This is a genomic window from Pseudomonas sp. MF6776 (genome assembly GCF_016613125.1).
Taxonomy (GTDB): domain Bacteria; phylum Pseudomonadota; class Gammaproteobacteria; order Pseudomonadales; family Pseudomonadaceae; genus Aquipseudomonas; species Aquipseudomonas iridis.
Map to the genome: position 1 here is coordinate 17,173 of NZ_JAENSQ010000038.1, position 25,384 is coordinate 42,556.

29 protein-coding genes are annotated in these 25,384 nt (G+C 59.3%); 11 read left to right on the forward strand and 18 right to left on the reverse strand.

Translation table 11 applies throughout. From position 1 onward, the window contains the following. Positions 1-47: 47 nt before the first annotated feature. From dsbG to JJD74_RS26895, 4 genes are all read right to left on the reverse strand, one after another. On the reverse strand, positions 48-818 hold the full coding sequence (dsbG, locus tag JJD74_RS26880; protein ID WP_150593195.1) for a thiol:disulfide interchange protein DsbG: 771 nt from the start codon (positions 816-818) through the stop codon (positions 48-50). After that, complete coding sequence (locus JJD74_RS26885; RefSeq protein WP_200617203.1) at positions 794-1,675, reverse strand: TlpA disulfide reductase family protein; 882 nt, start codon at positions 1,673-1,675, stop codon at positions 794-796. The genes dsbG and JJD74_RS26885 overlap by 25 nt, the downstream gene beginning before the upstream one ends. After that, positions 1,675-3,408 (reverse strand): protein-disulfide reductase DsbD, encoded by a 1,734-nt coding sequence (gene dsbD / locus JJD74_RS26890; protein WP_200617204.1) that lies wholly within the window; start codon positions 3,406-3,408, stop codon positions 1,675-1,677. Before dsbD ends, JJD74_RS26885 begins: the two co-directional genes overlap by 1 nt. Positions 3,409-3,503: 95 nt before the next feature. Further along, positions 3,504-4,193: a hypothetical protein gene (locus JJD74_RS26895; RefSeq protein WP_115147552.1), complete on the reverse strand. Its 690-nt coding sequence runs from the start codon at positions 4,191-4,193 to the stop codon at positions 3,504-3,506. A 273-nt stretch (positions 4,194-4,466) separates the two neighbouring features. Here JJD74_RS26895 and JJD74_RS26900 point away from each other — a divergent pair, with 273 nt between their 5' ends. The 5 genes from JJD74_RS26900 to JJD74_RS26920 all read left to right on the forward strand — a co-directional run bounded on the left by JJD74_RS26900 (position 4,467) and on the right by JJD74_RS26920 (position 8,919). Further along, positions 4,467-5,147 carry a response regulator gene (locus JJD74_RS26900; protein WP_042560210.1) on the forward strand — a complete coding sequence of 227 codons (681 nt, stop codon included), beginning with the start codon at positions 4,467-4,469 and terminating at the stop codon, positions 5,145-5,147. Then, a complete protein-coding gene (locus JJD74_RS26905) occupies positions 5,147-6,469 on the forward strand; it encodes an ATP-binding protein (RefSeq protein ID WP_150596170.1) in 1,323 nt (440 codons plus the stop codon). Before JJD74_RS26900 ends, JJD74_RS26905 begins: the two co-directional genes overlap by 1 nt. Before the next feature lie 100 nt (positions 6,470-6,569). After that, entirely contained in the window at positions 6,570-7,055 is a 486-nt protein-coding gene (locus JJD74_RS26910; protein ID WP_042560208.1) for a GNAT family N-acetyltransferase, read from the forward strand. 143 nt (positions 7,056-7,198) lie between these two features. Further along, positions 7,199-8,611 carry an aspartate aminotransferase family protein gene (locus tag JJD74_RS26915; RefSeq protein WP_200617205.1) on the forward strand — a complete coding sequence of 471 codons (1,413 nt, stop codon included), beginning with the start codon at positions 7,199-7,201 and terminating at the stop codon, positions 8,609-8,611. Positions 8,612-8,694: 83 nt separating this feature from the next. Continuing rightward, entirely contained in the window at positions 8,695-8,919 is a 225-nt protein-coding gene (locus JJD74_RS26920; RefSeq protein WP_200617206.1) for an MbtH family protein, read from the forward strand. A 202-nt stretch (positions 8,920-9,121) separates the two neighbouring features. On the opposite strand, the gene JJD74_RS26925 is transcribed toward JJD74_RS26920, so the two are convergent. From JJD74_RS26925 to soxR, 10 genes are all read right to left on the reverse strand, one after another. Beyond that, positions 9,122-10,027 carry a metal ABC transporter substrate-binding protein gene (locus JJD74_RS26925; RefSeq protein ID WP_200617207.1) on the reverse strand — a complete coding sequence of 302 codons (906 nt, stop codon included), beginning with the start codon at positions 10,025-10,027 and terminating at the stop codon, positions 9,122-9,124. Then, on the reverse strand, positions 10,028-10,927 hold the full coding sequence (locus JJD74_RS26930; RefSeq protein WP_007917717.1) for a metal ABC transporter permease: 900 nt from the start codon (positions 10,925-10,927) through the stop codon (positions 10,028-10,030). Beyond that, positions 10,927-11,775, reverse strand: coding sequence for a metal ABC transporter ATP-binding protein (locus tag JJD74_RS26935; RefSeq protein WP_200617208.1), 849 nt, complete (start codon positions 11,773-11,775; stop codon positions 10,927-10,929). The genes JJD74_RS26930 and JJD74_RS26935 overlap by 1 nt, the downstream gene beginning before the upstream one ends. After that, positions 11,772-12,701, reverse strand: a complete 930-nt coding sequence (locus JJD74_RS26940; RefSeq protein ID WP_042560202.1) for a metal ABC transporter substrate-binding protein — start codon at positions 12,699-12,701, stop codon at positions 11,772-11,774. Before JJD74_RS26940 ends, JJD74_RS26935 begins: the two co-directional genes overlap by 4 nt. Positions 12,702-12,736: 35 nt before the next feature. Then, entirely contained in the window at positions 12,737-13,312 is a 576-nt protein-coding gene (locus JJD74_RS26945) for a DUF6162 family protein (RefSeq protein WP_200617209.1), read from the reverse strand. Then, entirely contained in the window at positions 13,309-13,650 is a 342-nt protein-coding gene (locus JJD74_RS26950) for a hypothetical protein (protein WP_047302285.1), read from the reverse strand. Before JJD74_RS26950 ends, JJD74_RS26945 begins: the two co-directional genes overlap by 4 nt. Further along, entirely contained in the window at positions 13,647-14,189 is a 543-nt protein-coding gene (locus JJD74_RS26955; RefSeq protein WP_042560199.1) for a hypothetical protein, read from the reverse strand. Before JJD74_RS26955 ends, JJD74_RS26950 begins: the two co-directional genes overlap by 4 nt. Next, entirely contained in the window at positions 14,186-15,385 is a 1,200-nt protein-coding gene (locus tag JJD74_RS26960; RefSeq protein ID WP_047302284.1) for a PepSY-associated TM helix domain-containing protein, read from the reverse strand. The genes JJD74_RS26955 and JJD74_RS26960 overlap by 4 nt, the downstream gene beginning before the upstream one ends. A 340-nt stretch (positions 15,386-15,725) precedes the next feature. After that, on the reverse strand, positions 15,726-16,184 hold the full coding sequence (locus JJD74_RS26965; protein ID WP_042560197.1) for a VOC family protein: 459 nt from the start codon (positions 16,182-16,184) through the stop codon (positions 15,726-15,728). 112 nt (positions 16,185-16,296) lie between these two features. Further along, positions 16,297-16,749 (reverse strand): redox-sensitive transcriptional activator SoxR, encoded by a 453-nt coding sequence (gene soxR / locus JJD74_RS26970; protein ID WP_115147560.1) that lies wholly within the window; start codon positions 16,747-16,749, stop codon positions 16,297-16,299. A 93-nt stretch (positions 16,750-16,842) separates the two neighbouring features. On the opposite strand from soxR, the gene JJD74_RS26975 reads away from it, so the two are divergent. The 5 genes from JJD74_RS26975 (at position 16,843) to JJD74_RS26995 (ending at position 21,579) form a co-directional block, all read left to right on the forward strand. After that, the gene (locus tag JJD74_RS26975) at positions 16,843-17,208 is read left to right on the forward strand and encodes an antibiotic biosynthesis monooxygenase (RefSeq protein ID WP_047302280.1); all 366 of its coding nucleotides are present in this window, start codon (positions 16,843-16,845) and stop codon (positions 17,206-17,208) included. A 152-nt stretch (positions 17,209-17,360) separates the two neighbouring features. Continuing rightward, positions 17,361-17,630, forward strand: a complete 270-nt coding sequence (locus JJD74_RS26980; protein WP_047302278.1) for a hypothetical protein — start codon at positions 17,361-17,363, stop codon at positions 17,628-17,630. 99 nt (positions 17,631-17,729) lie between these two features. Continuing rightward, on the forward strand, positions 17,730-18,344 hold the full coding sequence (locus JJD74_RS26985; RefSeq protein WP_042560193.1) for a LysE family translocator: 615 nt from the start codon (positions 17,730-17,732) through the stop codon (positions 18,342-18,344). 205 nt (positions 18,345-18,549) lie between these two features. Continuing rightward, positions 18,550-19,716 carry an aminotransferase class V-fold PLP-dependent enzyme gene (locus tag JJD74_RS26990; protein ID WP_115147563.1) on the forward strand — a complete coding sequence of 389 codons (1,167 nt, stop codon included), beginning with the start codon at positions 18,550-18,552 and terminating at the stop codon, positions 19,714-19,716. A gap of 54 nt (positions 19,717-19,770) precedes the next feature. Beyond that, positions 19,771-21,579: an aminopeptidase P family protein gene (locus JJD74_RS26995; protein WP_200617210.1), complete on the forward strand. Its 1,809-nt coding sequence runs from the start codon at positions 19,771-19,773 to the stop codon at positions 21,577-21,579. Between the two features lie 47 nt (positions 21,580-21,626). Here the strand turns inward: JJD74_RS26995 and JJD74_RS27000 are convergent, their stop codons facing one another. Continuing rightward, positions 21,627-22,223, reverse strand: a complete 597-nt coding sequence (locus JJD74_RS27000; protein WP_200617211.1) for a 2-hydroxychromene-2-carboxylate isomerase — start codon at positions 22,221-22,223, stop codon at positions 21,627-21,629. Positions 22,224-22,260: 37 nt separating this feature from the next. Beyond that, positions 22,261-22,989 carry an SDR family oxidoreductase gene (locus tag JJD74_RS27005; RefSeq protein ID WP_047302269.1) on the reverse strand — a complete coding sequence of 243 codons (729 nt, stop codon included), beginning with the start codon at positions 22,987-22,989 and terminating at the stop codon, positions 22,261-22,263. A gap of 92 nt (positions 22,990-23,081) precedes the next feature. On the opposite strand from JJD74_RS27005, the gene JJD74_RS27010 reads away from it, so the two are divergent. Then, the gene (locus JJD74_RS27010; RefSeq protein ID WP_200617212.1) at positions 23,082-23,645 is read left to right on the forward strand and encodes a TetR/AcrR family transcriptional regulator; all 564 of its coding nucleotides are present in this window, start codon (positions 23,082-23,084) and stop codon (positions 23,643-23,645) included. Position 23,646: 1 nt separating this feature from the next. On the opposite strand, the gene JJD74_RS27015 is transcribed toward JJD74_RS27010, so the two are convergent. Together JJD74_RS27015 and rhtA are read right to left on the reverse strand one after the other, a co-directional pair. Then, on the reverse strand, positions 23,647-23,928 hold the full coding sequence (locus JJD74_RS27015) for a hypothetical protein (protein WP_042560187.1): 282 nt from the start codon (positions 23,926-23,928) through the stop codon (positions 23,647-23,649). Positions 23,929-24,096: 168 nt separating this feature from the next. Further along, positions 24,097-24,984 (reverse strand): threonine/homoserine exporter RhtA, encoded by an 888-nt coding sequence (rhtA, locus tag JJD74_RS27020; protein ID WP_042560186.1) that lies wholly within the window; start codon positions 24,982-24,984, stop codon positions 24,097-24,099. Positions 24,985-25,384: the final 400 nt, after the last annotated feature.

The window sequence follows — 25,384 nt, forward strand, 5'->3', positions numbered from 1 at the left end:
GCAGCTCCTATAAGGATGTGCGGCACGCTGCGATCTTTTGATCTTGCTTATTTAGGTCCGAGAATCTTCGCCAACTTGTCCGGCGTCGGCGCGCCTTGTTGCTGTTGCAGCTCACCCTTGTCATCCATGTAGAAAATCGCCGGAGTGGCCTGCAATTCAAGGTCGTCCATCAACTGCATGTTCGCCGCCAATTTTGTTTGCACGGCTACCGGGATGTCTTTCAAGGCCTTGAGCGAACTGCCCTTGCCGGCCTTTTCGTGATCTTCCAGCGCTTTGGCCGGGTCTTTGGCGGCGAGCAACGCGGCGGATTTTCCCGGGCTGTCTTCGCGGATGATCCCGACCATGATGTGGCGCAATTGCACTTTGCCGGACTTGACCCACGGGCGGGCCTGTTCCCAGAACACGTTGCAATACGGGCAGTTCGGATCGCTGAACAGGTACACCGTGCGCGGCGCATCCTTGTTGCCGTCCTGAATCCAGTTGCTCGCCTCGAACTTGGCCCAGACTTCCTTGGCCATTGGCGCGTACACCAGCTTCTGCAACGGTTCGCTGCTCAGGTCTTTGCCGTCGGCGTCGTACAGGTTGCCCAGCAGAACGTGCTTACCGTCCGGGGTCAGGTACAACGCCATGCCGCGGTTCTGGTATTGCGCCGCGTAACCGCGCAAACCGTCGGGAGCATCGAACTGGCCGACGATTTTCGCGCCTTTGGCTTCGATCTGCTTGATCGCGGCAGGCAATTCTTCAGCGGCCTGAACCGACGGCAGTTGCAACAGGGCAGTGCCCAGAGTCAGCGTCAGCAGGTGGCGGAGGCGGGGCATGGCAGTTTCCTTGACGAAGTGGTCGGTGCGGAGGCCGGGTTCGGATTTGAATTGGGTGTGTCGAAGTTTTCCATTGCGCGAGCCAGACTGGCGTTCGACAACTCGCCCAGGTGACTGGCCAACAGGCGACCATCGGGGCTATAGAACAGGGTAGTCGGCAATGCCATGGAACCCACGGCCTGACCCAAACGACCGCTGCGGTCGAACAACACGTTGGTCAGGCTCAGGCCCTGGGTTTCGAGAAACGTCGCAACGCTTTGCATGCTTTCGGCCTGATTGACGAACAGGAACGTCAGGTCAGGGCGTTGCTGCTGGGCGTTTTCCAGTACCGGCATCTCGCGTCGGCACGGTGGACACCAGGTGGCCCACAGGTTGATCACCAGCGGCCCACCTTTATAGTCGCTGAGCTGGATGGTTTCCCCGGCGGCGTTACGCAAGGAGATGTCTGGCAGCCGCGTGCCTTGTTCGTAGATGTTCAACGACAGTGTCGCCATCACCCAGAACAGCAAACCACTGGCCACGCCAAAACCCAGTGGCCGACGCAGCCCCGGGCGACGCCAGCCGCGATACAGTGCGACGAGCAGCAACACGATGACTCCCGGCCAGGCGAGAAAACCGCCATCGCGCAGGTCGACGATCTGCCACAGATCATCGCGGTAGTGGCTCCAGTACATCGCGACAAATGCGATGCGGGCCGCGAGCATGCCAATCAGGAACAGACTGAACAGCGCCGACTCGGGATTATCGCCACCGCGTTTGGCCACTCGCCAACCGACGAAGGTCGCCAGTGCCAATGCACTGATCAGCAGCAAATGGTTAAGCGCGATGGCAAAGGTGCCGAGGGTGAAAGTCAGCATTAGTTGGCGTCTCGGGTGATGGTCCAGCGTTGCAGGAACGTATCGGCATCGACTTCACCGGTGATGCGCTGGCTGCGGCGCTCTTCGCCGTCGGCGCCGATCCAGACAAAAGTCGGTGGCCCCGGCACTTTATAGCGGCCGAGTAATTCGCGGCTGGCGGCATTGTCGGCGGTCACATCCAGGCGCAGCAGGCGTACGTCGCTCAACGCCTGCATCACCTTGTCCTTGCCGAACACCTGCTTTTCCATGACTTTGCAGGAAACGCACCAGTCGGCGTAGTAATCAAGCAGCACCCACTGGCCCTGGGCCTTGGCGGCATCCAGTTCGCGTTGCAGTGCTGCCGGTTCCTTGATGGTGGTGAACGCATCATGACCATTCGGCGCAGCACTGGCGACACGGTCGCCACTGTAAACCTGCAGCGGTTGATACGGATCGTCACTGCCGCCGGCTGCACCGATCATCAGCAAACTGCCCCATAACCCAAGCAGCAATGCAGTGGCGCCGAACAACTGAGCGACACGGCCGAAGCCTTCGGACTGCTTCCACGCGCAGTAGGCAGCGATCAACAACAAGGCGCCGCACAGACCGAGCCATAACGACGGGTCCAGCACCGGGCGCAACATCAGCAACGCCGTGGCGAGGAACAGGAAACCAAACACGCCCTTGAGCAGGTTCATCCAGTCGCCGGGTTTGGGCAGGAAGTGATTACCTACGGTCACCAGCAACATCAACGGCACACCGATGCCGATCCCCAGCGAGAACAGAATCAGCCCGCCGTGCAGGGCGTTGCCGCTTTGCGCGATGTACAGCAACGCACCGGCGAGTGGCGCGGTCATGCACGGGCCGACCAGCAGACCGGACAGTGCGCCGAGCACGCCGGCGCCAACCAGGCTGCCGCCGCTGCGACTGCGCGAGGCGTGTTCCAGTCGGTCACGCAAGGCCACCGGCAATTGCAGTTCAAAGAAGCCGAACATCGGCAATGCCAGCACCACAAACACTGCGGCAAACGCACCCAGCAACCACGGGTTTTGCAACCAGGCTTGCAGGTTCGCCCCGAGCAGCGCAGCGATCACACCCATCGCCGCATACACCAGCGCCATGCAGATCACATAACTGCCGGCCAGCGCGAAACCCCGGCGTGGCGTCGCGCCGCTGCCGACAATCATCCCCGCCAGAATCGGCAACATCGGCAATGTGCAAGGGGTGAAGGCGAGCAGCAGGCCGAGGCCGAAAAATACCAGCAGGCTCCAGCCCAGTGCTCGTTGCTGAAGGCTGTTGGCCAGGGCTTCATCCGGTGCTTGCGCACTGGCCGGCGTGACCGCTTTACCGCCCAGATCAATGACCCGGGTTTGCGGCGGGTAACACAGACCCGCATCGGCGCAGCCCTGATAGCTGACCTTGATTTGACCGGTCGCCGTCGCCGGGATCTTTACCTCCAGCCCTTGGCGATAAACCGGTTGTTCTCCGAAGAACTCGTCGCTGTGGGATTCACCCTCTGGCAGCGTCGGCTGTTGTGCAGCACTCAAACCGTCGAACTTCAGGCGTTTCTGATACAGGTAGTAGCCGTCGGTGATCTGCCAGAACAGCTGGGTTTCACCGGATTCCAGGCGCTCTGAGGTGAGAACGAACGCTTTATCGACCGGCAGAAAATCCGGTTTTGTCTCGAAAGGATTGTTTCCCGCCTGGGCCAGGCCTGAGATCAGAAGCGCAAACAGTAGAAAAATATGACGCATGGAGAGGAGCCTTGTCCCTGTGCAAGTGGGGGCACAATGGGCGGTAGCGATTAACCGATGATTAACCGCGCCCTGTGATGCCGCTGCCGGCCCGGTCAGTTGCGTAACAACCCTGGCCAGTTGCTTTCGTTGATGGTGTGCGGGCCGGATGCGAGCTTGTCGGCCTGTATGTTGTAAACAAGATACTGGTTATGGGTGAGGAAAATATACCAATAGCTGTCGGCGAAAGTTCGATCGTTTTGGGCCGCCGTGATGATCCGGTCCTTGTAAGGGGCCAGGGCACCCAGGCGGTTCTGACCAAAGGCATTGCGGGTGAGTGTTTTTGCCTTGTAGTTGAAGCTCAGGTAATGACCGTCGTTCAGAATGAATTTGAACAGGAAAGGGTGGCCGGAAACCTCTGTCCAGGTGCCGGCAATGATTTTGTCAAAGTAGGGAAGTATCGGTTTCCAGAGTGTGTCGGCTAACGCGTAGATGCCTGAAACCTTGTCTGTATCCTGGTCGTATTTGCACACGGCCGGGGTATCGCCGTAGTAAAAGAACAGCCAGGCGATATCTTCGTCGCTGCGCGTGTTGTAACCCAAAGACGTCGTGGTGAAGCCGAAGCGCAGGTTTTGGATGTAAGGCGTGAAAGTGTCCCATCTGCCGTCGGTAGAGGCGGGATAGCCGTTCGGAACATCGCCGCCGATATTGAACCGGGAATAGGTGTCGGTATCCTTGAAAAAAAAGTAAATGCGATCTGCGCCAGAGCGCCAGTCGACCGCAACAAAGTTATTCAATGCAGGCATGTTTATTAAAGTCCTTTTAAAGAAGCCGTAGTTTTTAGTGCCTGCTCAGGCTATCTCGGGTAGTTATTAAAATGTAGCGGCTATATGTCGGGATTTATTTCATGGGCTGTTTGCAGGGGCGGGAGTTGCGCGCTGTTTACCTGTTTCAAACAGTCGATACAGCCGTGCAGACACGACCTGTTCTTGACTCGGCTTCCCGTAACCCCAGGTGACAGCCATAATTGCCGCTTAATCCTCACCTGCTTCACTCGCGTTTTTGCTCAGGGAGCTCCCATGCACGTATTGGTTTGCGAAGACGATGAGCTGATCGCCAGCGGCATCGTTGCCGGCCTCACGGCTCAAGGCTTGACCGTCGAGCATGTCAATACGGCGTCCAAGGCCCGGGCGATGCTCAAGGTTGCCGAGTTTGATGTGATGGTGCTTGATCTCGGTTTGCCCGACGAAGATGGCCTGAAATTGTTGCAGCAGTTACGCCAGCACGGCCTGGAAATTCCGGTGTTGATCCTGACGGCGCGCGACTCGGTCACCGATCGCGTAGACGGCTTGCAGGCCGGTGCTGATGACTACTTGCTCAAGCCATTCGATTTGCGTGAGTTGTTTGCGCGTCTGCAGACCTTGCTGCGGCGGGTGGCCGGGCGCAGCGTCAACCTGATCGAGCACGGTGCGCTGACCTACGACCCGAGCAGCCGCGAAACCCGGCTGGCCGGGCAATCGGTGGACCTGTCGCGGCGCGAGCAATCGCTGTTGCAGGCACTGCTGCACAATCGCGGGCGGGTCCTGTCCACCGAGCAGTTGAAGGACAGCGTCTACGGCTTCAACGATGAGCTGGAAAGCAACGCGCTGAACGTCCATATCCATCACCTGCGCAGCAAACTCGGTAAAGGTATCGTCGAAACCGTGCGCGGTCTGGGCTATCGCCTGGGGCCGGCCGATGGTGGAGATCAAGGCAAGTGATGAGCCTGCGCCTGCGCTTGAGCCTGACCCTTGGCGCCGCGTTCGCGCTGATCTGGGCGCTGGCAGCGGCCTGGATGCTCAGCGATCTGCGCAACCAGATGATGTTTTCCCTCGACCAGCGTCTGGTAGCTTCGGCACGCATGGTTGCCGGGTTGCTGGAGCAATTGCCGACATTGCCGAGCAAAGGCGAGGGCACGCATTTCAGTGCCGAGCAACTGAACATTCCCGGCGGCATGGCCTGTCAGGTCAGCTCGTTGCGCGGGGAAATTCTCGCGCGCAGTCATAACAATCCCGAACAAGCGCTGGAGGCCGAGAAAATGGGCTTCCACGATCAGATGATCGACGGCGCACCGTGGCGCAGCTTCACCCTCGCCCGGGGCGATGTACGGATTACCACGGCGGATCGGCAGATTGAACGCGAAGCCCTGAACATGTCGATCCTGCTGGCGGCGTCGGTGCCCGTAGGCGTGGCGTTGCTCGGCTGTCTGTGCCTGTTGTGGCTGGGAATCGGGCAAGGCCTGGCACCGCTCAATCGCCTGCGCGAAGCCTTGATGCGACGTAATGCCGACTCCCTCGAACCACTGCAATTGCAATCGTTTCCCAGCGAATTGAAGCCGCTGCTCGATACCCAGAATCAGCTGTTCCAGCGCATCGGCAAGACCATCGAGCGCGAACGTCGGTTGACCGGTGACGCCGCGCATGAACTGCGCAGCCCGCTGACGGCGATCAAGACGCACCTGCAAGTGGCGCGCATGACCGAGGGCAGCGCCCGCGATCAATCGCTGGCGCGGGCCGAGGAGGGCGCCGACCGTTTGCACCGCACGCTTGAGCAACTGCTGTTGCTGGCACGGGTCGAGGGCAGTCTGTCCTTCGACGACGGCACGCAGTACAGCGCCGAGCAAGTGGCCAGGTTGGCGATTGCCGACGCTACGGGTGGCGAGCGTCTGCGGATCAAACTGCACCTGCCCGCCGAACTCTCGTCTGCACCGTTGCAAATGCCTGCGGTGCTGTCGATCGCCGCGTTGCGCAATCTGCTCGACAACGCCCTGCGCCATACCTCCGAAGATTGTGCGGTCGAGCTGCGTCTGGAAACCATCGGCAACCGCGTGCGTTTTGTCGTACGCGACCATGGCCCGGGCATTGCGCCGGATGATTTGCAGCACCTGACCCAGCGCTTCTGGCGCAACGGTCAGAGCACCGGTTGCGGCCTCGGCCTGGCGATTGTCCAGGCGATCGTCCAGCGTTGCGACTGCGCCCTGCATTTCGACAGCCGCCCGGATGGTTTGCGCGTTGAGCTGACGATGCCGTTGCAGTCCCTCTGACGTCTGCACATCAAATGTAACTTCTCTGCATTGGTTAATCGGCGGCGCTGACGTTAAGGTCGGCGCCAGCCTTGACTCAATGGATTGAGGGAACAGCGCCATGCAAGCACCTGTCTGCATTCGTCCGGCCATTCTGGCCGACGTCGGAATCATCAGCCGTATCATCGAACGCTCGATCCGTTTTGGTTGTGCGCTCGATCACCGCAACGACCCGTTGATCGTCAGTGACTGGACCCGGCAGCAGTCTGCCGATTTCATCAGTGCCTGGCTCGCGAATCCGCACTTCTATCTGAGTATTGCCATGCTGGCGGACAAACCGGTCGGTATCGGCATGGCCCGTCTGGATGGCGACGTTGTGCTTTGCCACGTACAACCGGAATCATTTCGCCGTGGCGTCGGGAGGGCGCTGATGAACGATCTGGAAGGCTGGCTGCGGGTTCGCGGTGTGCGCACCGTCCATCTCAACAGCACGCGCACCGGCGAAGCGTTCTATCGCCATTTGGGTTACCGCGAATCTGCACCTTCCCTCGCGCATAACGGCTTGCAGATCCTGCCTATGGCCAAGCCGCTGGCAATGTCCGGATGAACAGTCGCTCCAGGGGCTAAATCCTTGCCTCGCTTAAGCGTTTCCAGAACAGGAAAACCTGCAAGTGCGCCCCGTGACTGGAACGCGCACCTGTCCGGTGTGCTGTTTTGGTCACTATCCATAGCGAATCGAGGGGTCGACAGATGTCAGTTGCCACCAGCCTTATCAGAGAGTCATCGGCCCGGGTCACCTCGGCGCCGGCGGAAACGTTGTATGAGTTCAACGAATCGCCATTGCTGGCTCGTCAGGCACAGCAGGAGTCCAATGCCCGCAGCTATCCGCGACGTATTCCACTGGCACTCAAACGCGCCAAGGGCCTTTATGTCGAAGATGTTGAAGGGCGTACGTTCATCGACTGTCTGGCCGGTGCCGGCACGCTGGCACTGGGGCATAACCATCCGGTGGTGATCGCAGCGATCCAGCAGGTGCTGGCCGATGAACTGCCGCTGCACACGCTGGACCTGACCACCCCGGTCAAGGATCAGTTTGTCCAGGATCTGTTTGGCTTGCTGCCGGCACAACTGGCGTCGCAAGCGAAAATCCAGTTCTGCGGCCCGACCGGCACTGACGCCGTGGAAGCGGCATTGAAACTGGTACGCACGGCCACCGGTCGCAGCACCGTGTTATCGTTCTCCGGTGGTTATCACGGCATGAGCCAGGGCGCTCTGAGCCTGATGGGTAACCTGGGGCCGAAAAAGCCGCTGGGTGCGTTACTCAGCAACGGCGTGCAGTTCATGCCGTTTCCGTATGACTACCGCTGCCCGTTCGGCATCGGCGGCGCTGACGGGGTGAAGGCCAATCTGAGCTATCTGGATAATTTGCTCAACGATCCCGAGGCCGGCGTGCAATTGCCAGCGGCCGTGATCGTCGAAGCGGTGCAGGGTGAGGGCGGAGTGATTCCGGCCGACATCGAATGGCTGCGCGGCTTGCGTCGGATCACCGAGAAGGCTGGCGTAGCACTGATTGTCGACGAGATTCAGAGCGGATTTGCCCGCACCGGCAAGATGTTCGCCTTCGAACATGCCGGTATCACCCCGGACGTGGTCGTGCTGTCCAAAGCTATCGGCGGCAGCCTGCCGCTGGCGGTCGTGGTCTACCGCGACTGGCTCGACACCTGGCAACCGGGCGCACACGCTGGCACGTTCCGTGGCAATCAGATGGCGATGGCTGCCGGTTCTGCGGTGATGCGTTATCTGCTTGAACACAAAGTGTGCGAACACGCGGCCGCCATGGGCGAGCGCCTGAGCGAGCACCTGCACATCCTGCAGCGTGATTTTCCGCAGATGGGCGATATCCGTGGTCGTGGCCTGATGTTGGGCGTCGAGTTGGTGGACCCGACGGGCACCCCGGATGCGCTCGGCCATCCGCCGGCGTTTGCGCGTCTGGCGCCATTGGTGCAGCGCGAATGCCTCAAGCGCGGCTTGATTCTGGAACTGGGCGGTCGGCATGGCGCCGTCGTGCGTTTCCTGCCACCACTGGTGATCACCGCTGTCGAAATCGACCGCGTTGCCGAGATCTTCGGTCGTGCATTGGCTGCCGCTACTGCCGCTGTGTAAATTTTTCAGCGCGCCGAACGTTCTTTCTACATACCCGGCTGCACCCGACGTGCAGCCCACCCTTACAACGATGGAGAACCAGCATGACGTCAGTATTCGACCGTGAGGACATCCTCTTTCAGGTCGTGGTCAACCACGAAGAGCAGTACTCGATCTGGCCGGATTACAAGGTCGTGCCAGAAGGCTGGCGCACCGTGGGCAAGAGCGGCCTGAAAAAGGAATGCCTGGCCTACATCGAAGAAGTCTGGACCGACATGCGTCCACTCAGCCTGCGCCAGAAGATGGAAGGGCTGGCTGCGGCTCAATAAGCAGACGGGCAAAAAGAAACCCGCTGGACTGGTAGCAGTCAGCGGGTTTTTTCATGTCCGGAATACGGGTTTCTGTCAGGACCTCATCGCTGGCAAGCCAGCTCCCACAGGGTTTTGATGTGCTCCACAAATGCTGTGCACACCTCGGATCATTGTGGGAGCTGGCTTGCCAGCGATGAACGATAACGCGGTACAACTGAAGTTACGCCCCGCTCAGCCCCTTGAGCAGTAAATCCACATTGCCCTCAAGCTCCGCCACCGGATCTTCGGCATCAATACTCAGCACCAGCAATCGGCTACCCGACTGGGCAATCGCCGCTTTCACTGCTTCCGATGGCTGACGGTGATGCAACACCACCGCCACATCGTTTTCCTTGAGTGTCGCCGTGAGTTTTTTCAGATCCTCTGGCGTCCAGTCTGCATCAGGACGTGGATCCTGCCCGATCAACTCAAGGTTCAGGCTGCCGATCAGATAGCCGAAGTGATCGCTCAAGCTCATCACACTCAGGTTATCGGCATTGGCCAGACGCGCCTCACTGGCAGCGCTGAGTTTGAGCAGGCGTTGTTTCAGCAGCGCCAGATTCGCTTCGATCTTCGGCTTGGCGCTGGGGGCCAGACGCACCAGATCTGCGGCCATCACGTCTGCCATGCGCCCCATGTTGTTGCTCGCCAGCCACGGCTGGCTGTTCAAACCGTCGACTTTCAAATCCGGTTGCACGGCGATACCGGGCAACGCGCCGTCGACCGGGCGTGCGGCATCGACTTCAACGATGCGAATGTTGCTGCGACGGGCGAAGGGATACAGCGGGTCATCGGCCCACAGCGAGCGCACGCCGATCACCGCATCGGCGCTGGTGGCCAGTTTATTGAGTGCCGGAGCGCCGCGCCCGGTGAAGTACGCGGTCTGGCGGCTGCCCGGCAGGTTCGCCGGTGCCGCGCGTTCGAGGCTGACGTCGGTGCCTTTGAGCAGCACCTCGCCCAGGCCATAGGTGATCGGAAGAGAGGCCAGCACTCGCAAGGGCTTGGCGCTTTCGGCGGCCATTAAAGGTGTGGAGACCACGCCGCACAGGGCCATGGCCAACGTCAGGTTGCGCAATGAAAAAAGCATTTATCCAAGATTCCCTTTCAGACTCGGGACAACCCCGCGCGCGATGGCGGCGAGGGCGAAGGCAATACCGGCGACCAGAATGATCGCGGCACCGGACGGGATCGGCAGATCGAAAACAATTGGCGCGAGAATCCCGCACAACGTGCTGACCGTGGCAATCAGCACCGAACACCAGAAAAAGCCCTTGAGCGACTGGCTGAGCAAGCGCGCCGCCGCCGCCGGAATCACCAGCAGGGCACCCACCAGAATCGCGCCGATGACTTTCACGGCGGCCACGGTGATCAGTGTCACCAGAATCACGAAGAGGTAATCCAGAGTCTTTACCGCCACGCCGCGAACGGCCGCCAGTTGCGGGTTGAAACTGGCCAGCATGATGCGGTTGTACAACGGCAACGCCAGGGCCATCACCAGCGAGCCGACGATGGCCAATACCGCCAGATCATTGCCGTTGACCGTCAGCACCGAGCCGAACAGTACGTTTTCCAGAATGTGCACATTGATCTTGCCCGCGAGAATAAGCAGCAGGCTCGCGCCCAGGGCCAGCGACACCGACAGGAAAACACCGATCAATGTGTCCGGCGCCAGACCGGTGCGGTTGCGCAGGTAGTTGAGCAAAATGCCGAACAGCAGGCAGTAGCCGAACAGGCTGCCATAAGGCCCGGTGTAGGGTTCGCCCAGCAGGATGCCAATGGCCACACCGGTCAGCGCTGCGTGGCCGACCGCTTCGGAGAAAAACGCAAAGCGCTTGACCACCACCAGCGTGCCGAGCCCGCCCAGCACCGGGCCGATCAGCAGGCCGGCGAGCAGCGCGTTGACCACAAAACCGTAAGCCAGCGCCTCCGGCAAATAACCGGAAGAGGCCCAACCCTGGACCATCAACCGAAAGGCTTCATAACTCATCAGGCAGCGCTCCGTGGATGGGTCGAGAACAGGGTCAGCAGTCGTTCCGGTGTTAGCGCCTGTTGTGGCGTGGCGTCGAACAGCACGCGACGGTTGAGGCCGGTGACCCGATCAGCCAGACGGCCAACCGCTTCCAGATCGTGTTCGATCCACAGCACGGTGATGCCCGCCGCGCGCCAGTCGCCGAGCAGGCGTTCGAAGACCCGGATCCCTGCCTCATCGAGAGCAGACATGGGCTCATCCAGCACCAGCAGTTGTGGCGCCGGGATCAAGCCCTGGGCGAGCAACACCCGTTGACGTTCACCTCCGGACAGCGCGCCCATGCGGCGTTTGCGTTTGTCCTGCATACCGACCCGTTCCAGCGCTTCACCGATGGCGCCGGCGTAGTGCTTGCTCAAACCGAGAAAGGCCGGGCGGCGCTGGCACATGGCAGCCATGAAATCATCGACCGTCATCGGCAAGCCGCGATCGAATTCAAGCGCCTGTGGCACATAACCGATGGTGCCGGGCTCGCCGGGCCATTGCAGACACAACTGACCCTGATGCGGCATCTGCCCCAGCAACGTCTTGATCAGCGAACTCTTGCCACCGCCGTTGGGACCGACCAGTGCATGCACGGTGCCGGGCTGCACCTGGAAGGAGACGTTGTCGAGAATCGTCGTGCGGCCCAATGTCAGGCAGACCTCTGCAAATGCCAGGGTCGGCCCCGTGACCTGTGAGCGCGAGTCTGCTCGCGTAAGCGGTGTTTCATTTGGCAATGATGGCGGCTGACCGGGCGACTTCGCGAGCAAGCTCGCTTCCACAAGTTGCTCGCCGTCCTGGGCGATCAGGGTTTCTTTGGATGTCATGCGCCAGACTCCTGAATCGCCCGAACCACGGTGTTGAGGTTGCCGGTCATTTCCTTTTCGTACTTGTCGGCGGTGTATTCGCCGTAGGAAATGTGCGACAGCGGGTACAGCTTCACGCCCGATTCACGCTGAATGGTTTCGACATAACTAGACGGAAAGTCCATTTCCGAGAAGATCACCTTCACATCCAGTTCGCGCAGTTGATCAATGGTCTTCTTCAACTGACTCGGGCTCGGCTCGATACCGTGGGCCGGCTCGACCACTGCCGTCACTTCCAGCCCGAACTCGCGCAACAGATAGTCGTAAGCCGCGTGAACAGTGGCCACACGCAACTCGGCGTTCGGCGCCTGGGTTAGCTTGGCTAACGCGTCGGCGCGCATCTGCCGCAGGCGTTTGCCGTAGGCGCGGGCATTCTGGGTGTAGGTCTTGGCATTGTCCGGGTCGAGCTTGCCCAACTCCCGAGCGATGTTGTTGACCTGCGCGATGGAGGCGCTGATCGACAGGAAGGTATGCGGGTTCACCACTTTGCCAGCACCCCTCGCAGCCACTCCGGTGGCGGCCAGCAGCGGCACGTTTTCGTTGGCCTCGATGGTCTTGATGTTCGGCGTTTCGCTGGCGGCGATCATGCGGTCGGCGAAGTCATCATGGCCGACGCCATTGAGCACGATCACATCGAGACCACTGATGCGCTTGATGTCCTCGGCCCGTGGTTCGTAGGCGTGCGGATTGAAGCCGGCCGGAATCAACGGCACCACCTCGGCCTTGTCGCCGACGATGTTCGCCACATAACTGTAATAAGGGTGCAGGGTGATGCCGATGCGCAGGCGTTTCGCCGGATCGGCGCTGACCAGCGGGCTCAGCAGGCAGGCGCAAATGCTCAACAGAAACAGACGCAACAAGGGACGGCGTGAAGATGAAATAGACATGGGCAAACGGTCTTCTCTCGGGTGAGGGCGAGGAATCAATGGCGATGTTCGCGGGTAACCCCGGCATCGTATTGCGCGACGATCTGTTTCCAGCCGGCAGCGGCCAGGGCGGCGTCAGTCAGCTCGCGAGGCGCCGTGAGTGCGGCGTCACGGTTGAGCCAGATGTCCGGCGCTGCCTGGTCATCAGCGCTGACACGCATCAGAAACGAACCGGCGATGGAGGGTGTCAGGCTATGACCGAAGTAGGCGGCATCGCTCGGCATCTGCCATGCATGACCACCTCGAGCGACGGAACTCGCATCCTGGGCGAACGGGGCAAAACCTTCGTCCGCCAGATTTTGCGGTGTCGGCAAGGTTTTCTGCTCTTCGCGCAGCAAGCGGATTTCGTCCAGCGTCACGCGCAGGTCGGCATAGATGCCTTGCTCGGCGGCGCTGAGGTCGCGGCGCGCGTCCAGTTGATTGCTGGCGACAGGTTCCGGTTCATGGGACACCCCGCGCCATGCCACCACGGAGCCTGCCAGCGCCAGGATCAGCAGGCACAGCAGCAACACGTTGAGGGTTTCATGGCCGGCACCGGCCGGGCGCACGATTTGTGTGGTGGGCGTACTCATGGCGCTTCGATATCCGCTTGGTCGATTTCGACCACATGGCCAGGGCCCGCGTCGAACAGCACGTAGAACTCGGCGCCAGGTTTTTTGAAGGTCACTGTCGAGTCGGGGCCGAGCTTGCCCGGCACCAGAATTGTTTCGTCGTAACCGATCACATCCAGGGTCACTCCGGGTGCGCCGCTGCCATCGGAGAAGCCACCGGTACATTTGATCTGTTCGTCATCGACGGCTTTGCATTCGCACATCGGGTTGTGCGCCAGTGCGCTTGCACTGAAGCCGGCGCACAGCACCAACAACGCGGCGCTGATTCGCAGACGGAAAGGGCGTTGCGAGCAGGTCATGGTTTGGCTCCTTGTTTGTTCAGCCAGTCGATGGTGGCGGGGGAGGCCTGGCTCAGGGGAATCGAGGCCTGATGCATGCTGCCGTCCCAGCCTTCCATGGTGATCCACAGTTCGGCGTCGGGTTTGGTCTTCTCCGGGATCGGCAGTTGCGTGCCCATACGGTATGGCGTACCGAAAAAAATCGCCCCGGCTGCGCGCAAGCTGCGCGGTTTGCCGATGCGCAGGTAAGTGGCCTTGACCTTGTCGACACAGGCATCGCACAGGGCCGCGCTGAAATCTTTCATATAGCCGGCCGGGCCCGTGAGGGTGGGGGCTTCGTTGCGCAGTTCGGCCAGTCGCAGGCTCCAGGGGCCGACCTGGATATTGCCGATTTCATGTTGTCCCAGGCCGCTGTCGCCGCGAAACAGTGAAGCGTCGGCAAAATACTTGGGCATGAAACCAAGCGGGATCAGCAACAACAGGACATTTATGTGGAATCGCCATTTGTGCCAAAGTCGCCCCAGTCGCGATGGCGGCGTGATCGCTGTGGACTTGCTCACAGGCTGACCTCCGAAGGCTCACGGCTGAGGGCCGGTTGTACCTTGATCCGGTTTTTTTTGTCCTCGCGCTTGAGCGCATTGGCGGTGGCCAGAGCGGTGCGTTTGGTCCAGATCAGCAAGCCGCTGAGCACCATCATGCTCAGCAGCAGGCCAAAGAAGAACCAGATCAACTTTATCCAGATCCCGCCGAAGTCACCGGTGTGCAGCGGGCGCATGGATTCTGTGACGAACTCCAGCGAGGAACGATCGGACAGCAGCCGTGTAGCCGCCATCTCACCGTTGTACGGATTGAGCGTCGCCGTCTGGAACATCAATGGATACCAGCCGCGACCGCCAACGCTCATGTGACTGTAAGCGTTACCCGGCAGGCTGACGAAACTGGCCTCCAGCCCCGGAATCTTTTGCTGAGCGATTTCTACGGCGCGGTCCAGGCTGATACGTGGCGGCGGAGTGCCGGCCGCCGAAATCGGCACGCTTTCACGGGACATGGCCGGGATGATCGGCTCGCTGGAGATGGAGATCTGGTTATCGAACAGGAAGGCCCGAATCAAAAACCAGACACCGGTGATGGAAATCACCGCAATGAACCAGATCGACCAGATACCGCTGAGACGGTGGAAATCGCCCCAGAAAATACGCGCGCCATGGCGAATACGTAGAGTCGGGCGCAAGAAGCCCTTCCAGAATCGCTTATAGACCACTAGGCCGGTAATCAACGACACCAGCATCGGCACGCCAAGGAATGACACCAGATACCATCCCCAACTGAAGCCGTTGGTGAACGGCACTAGCCACCAACCATGCAAGGCGCGGGTGAAAGCCTTGAAGTCAAAGGCTGGCGCGGTGCCCTGGATCACCCCGGTGTATGGGTTGACGTACACCGTCAGCGAGCGCCCGTCCGGGTAGCTGACCTCGACGTCCAGGGCAAAGTGCGATTCGTCAGGGCGGGAGATGCTTTCAACCACGGTCTGCGGTTCTGCTTTTTTGATCGCGGCCAGAATCTGGTCATAACTGAGCAGCGGCGCATCGTCCGATGGCTGACTGGCACGCATCTGTGGATTGGCCAGCCAGACGATTTCCTGGCTGACCACCGCCAGCGTTCCGGTCACGCAAACGATCAGGACGAAAAACCAGATCGGTAATGCGAGCCAGCTATGTACCAGGAACCACAGTTTGGAACGGGATTTTTTCGACATGATTACGCGTCTATAGAGCGGTGAAAGGGCGCGTGGCTGCGGGCTTCACAGCACGGGTATCCCCGAAAGGCGCCCGTGGCTTTTGCCTACGCGAGCGGCCTGCATCTCTATAAGACGGATGAGCGAGATAAATCCCGATAAGGAATGTGAAAGTAAATGTTTCGCGTTCTGTTCGACATCGCAACGTATTGTGGGAGGGGCGGGCTGGTGGAGTGTGTCAGTCCGCTTCAATGCCGGATTTGTAAGAGCTTTCGCGAGCAGGCCCGCTCCCACATTTGAAATGCATTCCAAGGTGGGAGCGAGCCTGCTCGCGAGAGAGTCAGTTCGGACACTGAGGTAATCAGCCTTGGCTGAACATCTCCATCGCCCGCTGCTTGATCTGCTCTTCAGTCAGATCTTCCTTGTGGGTCGCGAGAAACCACAAATGCCCGTAGGGGTCCTTCAACGTTCCACTGCGATCACCGTAAAACTGATCCTTGACCTCAGACACCACGGCTGCCCCGGCATCCAGCGCCCTTTGGAATGACTTGTCGACATCAGTCACATACAGATGCAAACCGACTGAGACGGTTTGCTCCGGACTGCTCAATGGCCCTTGATCGCACGGCGAGCCGAGCATGATTGCGCTGTCACCAATACGCAGCTCCGCGTGGCCGATGCTGCCGTCGGGCATGGCCAGGCGCATGACCTCGGTAGCGCCGAACGCTTTCTTGTAGAAGTCGATGGCCTCGACGGCCTTTTGGATGCCGAGATACGGGGTAATGCTGTGATACCCCTCGGGGATGGGTTTGACGCTCATGACGTTCTCCCTGTTTTTATTTTCCGAAATGTTGCTTCACCGGATTCCCGGAAAAATCACTATAGAACTGTCTTCCCGGCCAGGAATTTCGCCCGACGAGCAGCAGCTCACTTTACGTATCCAAAAAGTGCGCCCCCGGCCCTTGCTCACCCAGCACATCGCCCTGATTGCGCAACGGACACGCCTCCATCGACAGGCAGCCACAACCAATGCAGCCGTTGAGCCGGTCGCGCAGCAGCGTCAGTTGATTGATCCGTTCATCCAGTTCCTGTCGCCACTGCTCCGAAAGAAACTTCCAGTCCGCCGCCGTCGGTGCGCGATCGTCCGGGAGGACTTTCAGTGCTTCACCGATCTGCGCAAGCGGAATCCCCAGACGCTGCGCAACTTTGATCAATGCCACTCGGCGCAGCACGGCGCGTGCATAGCGTCGCTGATTGCCGGCATTGCGCTGGCTCCTGATCAAACCCTTGGACTCATAAAAATGCAGGGCAGTGACCGCAACACCGCTGCGCGCCGCGACTTCGCCGACGGTGAGGGGCTTGTGCAGGTTTTCGTTGGTGATCATGGTGAAATTGCTCTTGACCTTGACTTAACTAGAGGTTTTACCCTGCGCTTCTTCGAGTCGCAAGATTCGCCTTACAGATAAGTGGGGAATTTCATGCAAGCATCAGCGAAAAACAGCAGCTTCACCCAATTGATCGAGTTCGAGATCGAGCCTCGCCAGCAGCCGGGGCTGGTCTCGGCGCTGTCGATGCAGACTGAACGCCTGGCTCAGCGTTATCAGGGTTTCGTCAGCGCAAGCGTGCAGGCCAGCGACGATGGCCGGCGGGTATTGAGCTTGCTGCAATGGCAAACCCGCGAGGCGGGGGAAGCGGCGTTCCGCAGTTTCGAAAGCGGTGAACAGGATTTCTGGCAGTTGATCCGCGCCCATCAGGCGAAAACAGTGACCTTCAATTCATTTCAGGTATTGAGCAGCATCGCTCGCAGTCACGATGATGCGTTGCACTGCAACCTGGTCGGTTAGATCGACAGCTTTGTCAGGCGCTCACTTTTGGGGAGATATGCGGTTTGGTGATGATTTGCTGATAGCCACTATTGAGAGCGTTGATTTCTGCGCATGCGTGTCGGGGCGTAGCCTTTCTCCATCGACCCCACATTGCTCGCCAGGACGCTCTCATGAATCATTTACTGACTGTCTCGCTGTTGCTCGCCGTCTCTGTACTCGCCGGATGTGCCAGCCATGTTTCTCCGGAGTTGCGGCCCTACTCGGCAGAAGAATCCCGGGAACTGGCCATGGAGGCACTGAACCGCAGCGGTCTGTCATTTGACGAATACCATGCAAAAAAAGCCCGATTACTTGGTCAGCCACAGAAGGCCTTCGGTTTTGACAAGCAGGGCGAGATGAGCGCTGAACGTGCCGTACAGCTGCATGGGCGCCCCAGCTGAAAACAAACTGTACTGCTTGAAGTATTAGCCAACTGTCCGTGGGTTTGCCGGGCCGCGTGGGGTAGGGTCTACACCTGAATGACCCTGACGGACTGCACCATGAACCTCTCGCTTGATTTACTGCTGGGCTTTGCCCTGTTTGCCCTTGTCACCTCGATTACGCCGGGGCCGAACAACACTATGTTGCTGGCATCGGGCGTCAACTTCGGATTTAACCGCACCATCCCGCATATGCTCGGCATCACCTGTGGATTCTTCGTCCTAGTGGTCGCCGTGGGATTTGGTCTGGGCGCAGTGTTTCAGTCCTATCCGATTCTCTATACGGTCCTGCGCTACGTCGGCGCGGCGTATCTGTTGTATCTGGCATGGAAGATCGCCCATTCGGGGCCGGTCGGTGACAACGTCCAGGGCGAAGCCAAACCGATCAGCTACCTGGGCGCCGCGGCGTTCCAGTGGGTCAATCCCAAGGCGTGGATCATGGCCATTGGTGCCATCAGCACGTACACGCCGATGCAGGGATACTTCACCAACGTCGTGGTGATCGCCGCGGTGTTCGCGATCATCAACTTGCCGAGCGTCGGCGTCTGGGCAGCGTGTGGCACGCTGCTGCGCAATGTGCTGAAGGAACCGCGCTGGTTGCGCGTATTCAACTGGGGCATGGCGGCATTGCTGGTGATTTCGTTGTATCCGTTACTTCTTGAAAGCTTTAGCTGACGCGTTGCTTCAACCGCCGACCCGATGCCTGTTAAGCTCGGCTTCAGGAGCGTTCCTACGCACTTTTAAATGAAGTTGTTCTTCTTTAACGGCATCCGATCAGGTATTGATGACGCTCTCGAACCGACGCGCAGCCCACAAGGCTGCGCAGTGGCGTTTGCAGACACGAGCCTCCTGATCCCGGAACACGCTCTGCGAGTCTTTTATGAACACACGTCCGTTGTATTTCGATTACGCCGCCACCACCCCGGTGGACGAGCGGGTCATCCAGGTGATGATCGAATGTCTGGGGTTTCACGGTAACTTCGGCAACCCGGCCTCCAGCTCCCACGCGTTTGGCCAGCAGGCTCGGCAGACGGTCGAGCAGGCCCGCCGGCAAGTCGCCGAACTGGTCGGGGCGCAAGCCGAACAGATCGTCTGGACCTCCGGTGCCACCGAGTCCAATAACCTCGCGCTGAAAGGCGTTGCCCAGGCGCGCGGTGTCTGCGGCGGCCACATCATTACCAGCCAGATCGAACACAAAGCCATCCTCGATACCGCCCGCCAGTTGCAGGACGCCGGCGTTGCCGTGACCTATCTGGTCCCGGACGCTGATGGCTTGATCACGCCGCAGGCGGTCAGCGAGGCGATGCGCGATGACACCTTTCTGGTCTCGCTGATGCTGGTCAACAACGAACTCGGCACTGTCAACGACATCCCGGCCATCGGTGAAATCGTCCGCGGTCGCGAGGCGCTCTTCCATGTCGATGCGGCTCAGGGCGCCGGCAAAGTGGCGATCGACCTGGCGCAGTGGCCAGTGGATCTGATGTCGTTCTCGGCGCACAAACTCTATGGCCCCAAAGGCATTGGCGCGTTGTACGTCGGCCCACGGGCGCAGCAACGCGTGCAGGCACAGATTCATGGTGGCGGACACGAAAGCGGTTTGCGCTCCGGGACGCTGGCGACTCATCAGATTGCCGGAATGGGCGCTGCATTCGCTTTGGCCGCAGGCGTTTTCGATGAAGAGAAAAAATCCATCGTCGCGTTGCGCGAACGCTTGCTCGAACAATTGCTGAGTCTGCCCGGCGTACGTCTTAATGGCAGTGCCAGGCAGCGCATTGCTCACACGTTGAGCCTGACGTTCGGCGAGGGCGATTTCAACAGCGCGGCGCTGAGCCATTCGATCGCGTTTTCCGCGACCTCAGCCTGTAACTCCGCAAGCAACGCGCCATCCCACGTGCTTTTGGCGCTGGGGCATGATGCGCGTCTGGCGGGGCGTACCATTCGTCTGAGCCTCGGCCGTTTCACCACCGCAGAAGATGTCGACAAGGCTTGCGAATTGATCAAGACCGCCTGCGCCAGTGCTCCGGCATTCTGGGCGACAGGGCTTTAACCAGCCGAACCATGGCTACGAACAATAACGAATACGTGATTAGCAGGAGACATGATGAGTACCCAGACCTTGACCGAAGGATCGGTGCCCCAGCGCCTGGCGCGCACCCGTGAACTGATGCGCCGTGAAGGCATTCATGCGTTGTTGGTGCCTTCTGCCGACCCGCATCTGTCGGAATATTTGCCGGGTTACTGGCAGGGACGGCAGTGGCTGTCGGGCTTTCATGGTTCGGTCGGGACACTGATTGTCACCCTTGATTTCGCCGGTGTCTGGGCCGACAGTCGTTACTGGGAACAGGCGACCAAGGAACTCAATGGCAGCGGTATCGAACTGGTCAAGCTGCAACCAGGGCAGCCGAGTCCGCTGGACTGGCTGGCTGAACAGACTCCGGAAGGTGGCGTAGTTGCAGTAGACGGGGCTGTGATGGCCGTGGCTTCGGCGCGCACGTTGAGCGGCAAGCTCGAAGCACGTGGCGCGAGTCTGCGTACCGATATTGATCTGCTTAAGGAAGTCTGGAGCGACCGGCCAGCTCTGCCAAACGCGCCGATCTATCAGCATCTGCCACCGCAAGCGACCTTAAGCCGCGGCGAAAAACTCGCCAAACTGCGTGAAACCCTGCAGGAGCGCAGCGCCGACTGGCACTTCATCGCCACCCTCGACGACATCGCATGGCTGTTCAACCTGCGCGGCGGCGATGTGTCGTTCAACCCGGTGTTCGTCTCTTTCGCCCTGATCAATCAGCAACAAGCGACGCTGTTCGTTGCGTTGAGCAAAGTTGATGCGCCGTTGCGTGCAGTGCTGGAACAGGACGGCGTGACACTGCGCGACTACAGCGAAGTGTCCGATGCCTTGCGCGCCGTGCCGAGCGGCGCGAGCCTTCTGGTGGACCCGGCGCGTGTCACCAGCGGTCTGTTGGATAACCTCGACAATGGCGTAACACTGGTCGAAGGCTTGAACCCGACCACGTTGGCCAAATCGCAAAAAAGTGAAGCCGACGCCGCGCACATTCGTAAAGCGATGGAGCAGGACGGCGCGGCACTCTGCGAGTTCTTCGCCTGGCTGGAATCGGCCTGGGGTCGTGAGCGCATTACCGAGCTGACCATCGACGAGAAACTCACCGCTGCTCGCGAGCGTCGTCCGGATTATGTGTCGCTGAGTTTCAATACCATCGCTGCCTTCAATGCCAATGGCGCGATGCCGCATTATCACGCTACTGAAGAAGAGCACGCGGTGATCGAGGGGGACGGTCTGTTGCTGATCGACTCCGGTGGTCAATATCTCGGCGGCACGACCGACATCACGCGCATGGTGCCGGTCGGTACGCCGACTGAAGAACAGAAGCGCGATTGCACACGCGTGTTGAAAGGCGTGATTGCGCTGTCGCGGGCACATTTCCCGAAAGGCATTCTGTCTCCACTGCTCGACGCCATCGCGCGCGCGCCGATCTGGGCTGAAAGTGTGGATTACGGCCACGGCACCGGTCACGGCGTGGGTTACTTCCTCAATGTGCACGAAGGCCCGCAAGTGATTGCCTATCAGGCAGCGCCGTCACCACAGACCGCGATGCAACCGGGGATGATTACTTCGATCGAACCGGGCACTTATCGTCCGGGCCGTTGGGGCGTGCGCATCGAAAACCTGGCGATGAACCGTGAGGCAGGCTGCAGCGAGTTCGGCGACTTCCTCAAGTTTGAAACCTTGACCCTGTGCCCGATCGACACGCGTTGTCTGCTGCCAGACTTGCTGAGTCAGGAAGAAAAACAGTGGTTCAACGCCTACCATGCCGAGGTTCGTGAGCGCTTGAGCCCGTTGCTCGACGGTGCGGCGCTGGAGTGGCTGAATACGCGTACTGTTGCAATCTGATCGTCATGTGCGGGCGCTGAAAACAGCGCCCGCGTATTTCTTTCAATTTAGACCTGACGCAATGCTTCCTCGACGAAGTCGAGACGATCCTGGCCGAAGAACATCTGATTGCCGATAAACAGGGTCGGAGCACCGAAAACGCCTCGTTTGATGGCGGTTTCGGTATTGTCCTTCAGCGCCGCCTTGACTGTTTCGTCGTTGGTCAGCGCCAGGACGTCATCGGGCGCAAACCCGTGTTCGCTCAACACGGCAGCCACAGTCGCCGGGTCGCTCAGGTTTCTGCCCTCCACCCACAACGCCGTGAACAAGCAATCGACAAACGCCTGAAAGCGTTCCGGTTGGCGCAGTTGTATGCCGGTGACGGCGCGCATCAACAGCAGCGTGTTGATCGGAAAGTGCCGATTGAAATTGAGAGCTACACCATAGCGTTTGGCGTAGCGGTCCAGATCCTGAAACATGTAGCGGCCCTTGGCCGGGATCATTGCCGGTGAGGCGTTGCCGGTAGCTTTGAACACACCGCCCAGCAGCATCGGAATGTAGGTCAGCTGACTATTGGTTTCTGCGCAGATCCTGGGTAGTTGGGTGTAGGCCAGATAAGTGGCAGGGCTGCCGAGGTCGAAATAGAACTCCACGGTTTTGGTCATTTTCGCTGCTCTCTATTTATTGTTATGGGCGGTGGGTTTACCAGCGTTCGTTCCAGGGGCGCAGATCCAGCTCGAACGTCCATGCATCGCGCGGCTGGTTGTGCAGATACCAGTAATTTTCGGCGATGTGCTCGGGATCGAGGATGCCGTCCTGATCCTTGGTTGCGTATTTCTCGGGGAAACTGTTGCGGATGAAATCCGTATCAATGGCACCATCGACCACGATGTGGGCAACATGAATGTTCATCGGGCCCAATTCGCGAGCCATGCTTTGTGCGAGCGCGCGGATGCCATGCTTGGCGCCGGCGAATGCGGCGAAACCCGATGAGCCGCGCAGTCCGGCAGTTGCGCCGGTAAACAGAATGGTTCCACGTTTACGCGTGACCATGCGTTTGGCCACTTCACGGGCATTGAGAAAACCTGAGAAACAAGCCATCTCCCAAATCTTGAAGTATTTGCGAGCGGTTTCTTCAAGGATGCTGCACGGCACGTTGGCACCGATGTTGAAGACAAAAGCCTCAATCGGGCCGAGGCGGGCTTCGATGTCTTCGATCAGCGCGATGACTTCTTCTTCCTTGCGCGCATCGCAAGCAAAGCCGTGAGCTTCGCCGCCTTCGGCCTGAATCGCGTCCACCAGCGGCTGCAATTTATCGGCACTGCGCCGCGTGACGCACGCAACGAATCCTTCTTTGGCAAAGCGCTTGGCAATCGCGCCACCCGTGGCATCACCCGCACCGACAACCAATACGACCTTCTTGTTATTCATGGGTGAACCCCTTTGGTAAACGATCGTTAAGTGAACGAACGTTATGCTAGGATTCGGCCAGCGTCAAGGTGGTCAATTCGAGGGCAAACAACATGCGTTACTCCGCCAATCACAAGCTGGAAACCCAGGAAAAACTATTGCAGAGCAGTGCGCTGTCGGCCAAGCGATCCGGGTTTTCCACGGTCGGCGTCGATGGTTTGATGAAGGCTATAGGGCTCAGCGGTGCAGCGTTCTATAGTCATTTCTCATCCAAGGATGCGTTGTTCACTGCCATCGTCGAGCGTGAGTTGGGGCAAAGTCTTGAGCGACTGGGCGGGCAGGAGGGGCAGGGTCGTGAGCGGCTGGAGCGTTGCCTCAAACACTATCTGAGCATGGCTCACGTAGAGCAGCCTGAATCCGGCTGTGCTTTGCCGGCGTTAGGCGCGGAAATCGCCCGCTCGGATATTCAGGTGCGTGAGCAGGCCCAGATGTGGATCTGCAGGCTTCAGGACAGTTGGGCGCAGATCCTTGGGAGCGACAGCCTGGCATGGTCGATTCTGTCGCAGTGCGTTGGCGCGTTGGTAGTGGCGCGAATGCTGGCCACGCCGGACGTTCAGCGCAAGGTGCTGGAGTCCAGCCGCGACGAAATTGGGCGTCAGATCTCCCGGCAGCCGTGATCTATTTACAGATGACGATCATGCTGCGGCTAGTGTAGCCAGCGGGATTGAGGCCGAATGGATAGTCGCCGGGCTCCTCTACGGAATCCCCTGACTTGGCGATGACCTTGTAGCCTTTCGGGGCGCAGGAGTTGGCTGCGCTGGTATAGCACTTGTCCCAAGAGGACGAGAGTCCCGAACAGTTGATGTGCAGCCCTTTCTTGCCGTGCTTCACCTGGGTTTTCGAGGTCGCCGCACAGCCCGCAACTGCGAGTACGGCGATCAATATCAAAATTCGTTTCATTACCGTCCTTATAGCTGCCGCGAGTCTGATGCTCCGGTCTGCCTGTATTCGCTTGCGCTCTCAGCGTTTCGAAATCCCTGTCGGAAAAAATCCATATCTGGCATTGGGTTGCGAGCCTAAACATGGCCTAAATGAACGCCAATTGCCAGACCTTCGTCAAATCCTGTTTCAATCTGCCGCAATGGCAGGCTTGGCGGCGCTACCCATGGTCATGGTCGCGCCAACGGAAGCCAGAATAATGCACATGATCGCCATCCATTGTGACAGCGTGAGGTATTCCTGCAAAAACAGCAGGCCCGACAGCGCGCCGAATGCCGGTTCGATACTCATCAATGTACCGAAGGTCCTCGCGGGCATTCGGGTGAGAGCAACCATTTCCAGGGTGTAGGGCAGGGCGGTGGACAGGATGGCGACGCCGATCGCAATCGGGATCAGCGAGGGTGTGAGTAGCGCTGCGCCGGCATGCACGATGCCGATGGGAGCCACGAACAGCGCCGCGATCATCACCCCTAACGCTGCGGTCGTGACGCCGTTATCAGCACCGGCCCTTTGACCAAACAGAATGTATAGCGCCCAGCAGATCCCGGCACCCAATGCATACCCCGCCCCAACCAGGTCGATTCCCGCGGTTGTCGCCCCCGTCGGTATCAATAGCACCAGGCCGGCTATGGCCAGGCCGATCCACAGAAAATCGATGGCGCGCCTGGATGCATATATAGCTACGGCCAATGGGCCGGTAAATTCGAGAGCAACGGCGATGCCCAGCGGCACTGTGCGCAATGACATATAGAAGAGGAAGTTCATGCCTCCCAACGCCATGCCGTAGACGATTACCGTACGCAGCGACTTGGCTGTCAGCTTTGCTCGCCAGGGGCGCAGCAATAGAAGCATGATCACACTTGCGAAAATAAGGCGCAGGGTTGTCGTCCCCTGAGCGCCCACCACTGGAAACATGCTTTTGGCCAGTGATGCACCGGACTGGATGGATGCCATGGCTATCAATAGCAGGCCAACCGGGAACAGCATTGAGGCAAGAGAGCGGGGTTGGTCATTCATTGCGCGGCATCGTCCAAGGTAAGAGCGGGTATTGTTGTAGATAGTGGGCAATATATTGCGCATTCATGCCTCTGACGTCTATATATAAGCAGGATTTTCGGAAGTTTCGATAAAATCGAAATTAGCGGTTGACGGCAGATTCCAGACGTCTATAATTCGCCCCACTTCCGGCGCAGTCGAAACGGAAAACTCCTTGAGATTCAATGAGTTAAGTAGGTTTCGAGAGCGGGTCGCTTCAGTTCATCGAAGCCTGGAAGGAGTTGAAAGAGCGGCGATGTTTGGCTCTTTTAACGGTTCGATCTTCTCGGTCGAAAGCGGAGAAAAAGAGGTGTTGACAACAGCGAGTAACGCTGTAGAATTCGCCTCCCGCTAACGAGAGATCGGAAGCGCAAGTGGTTGA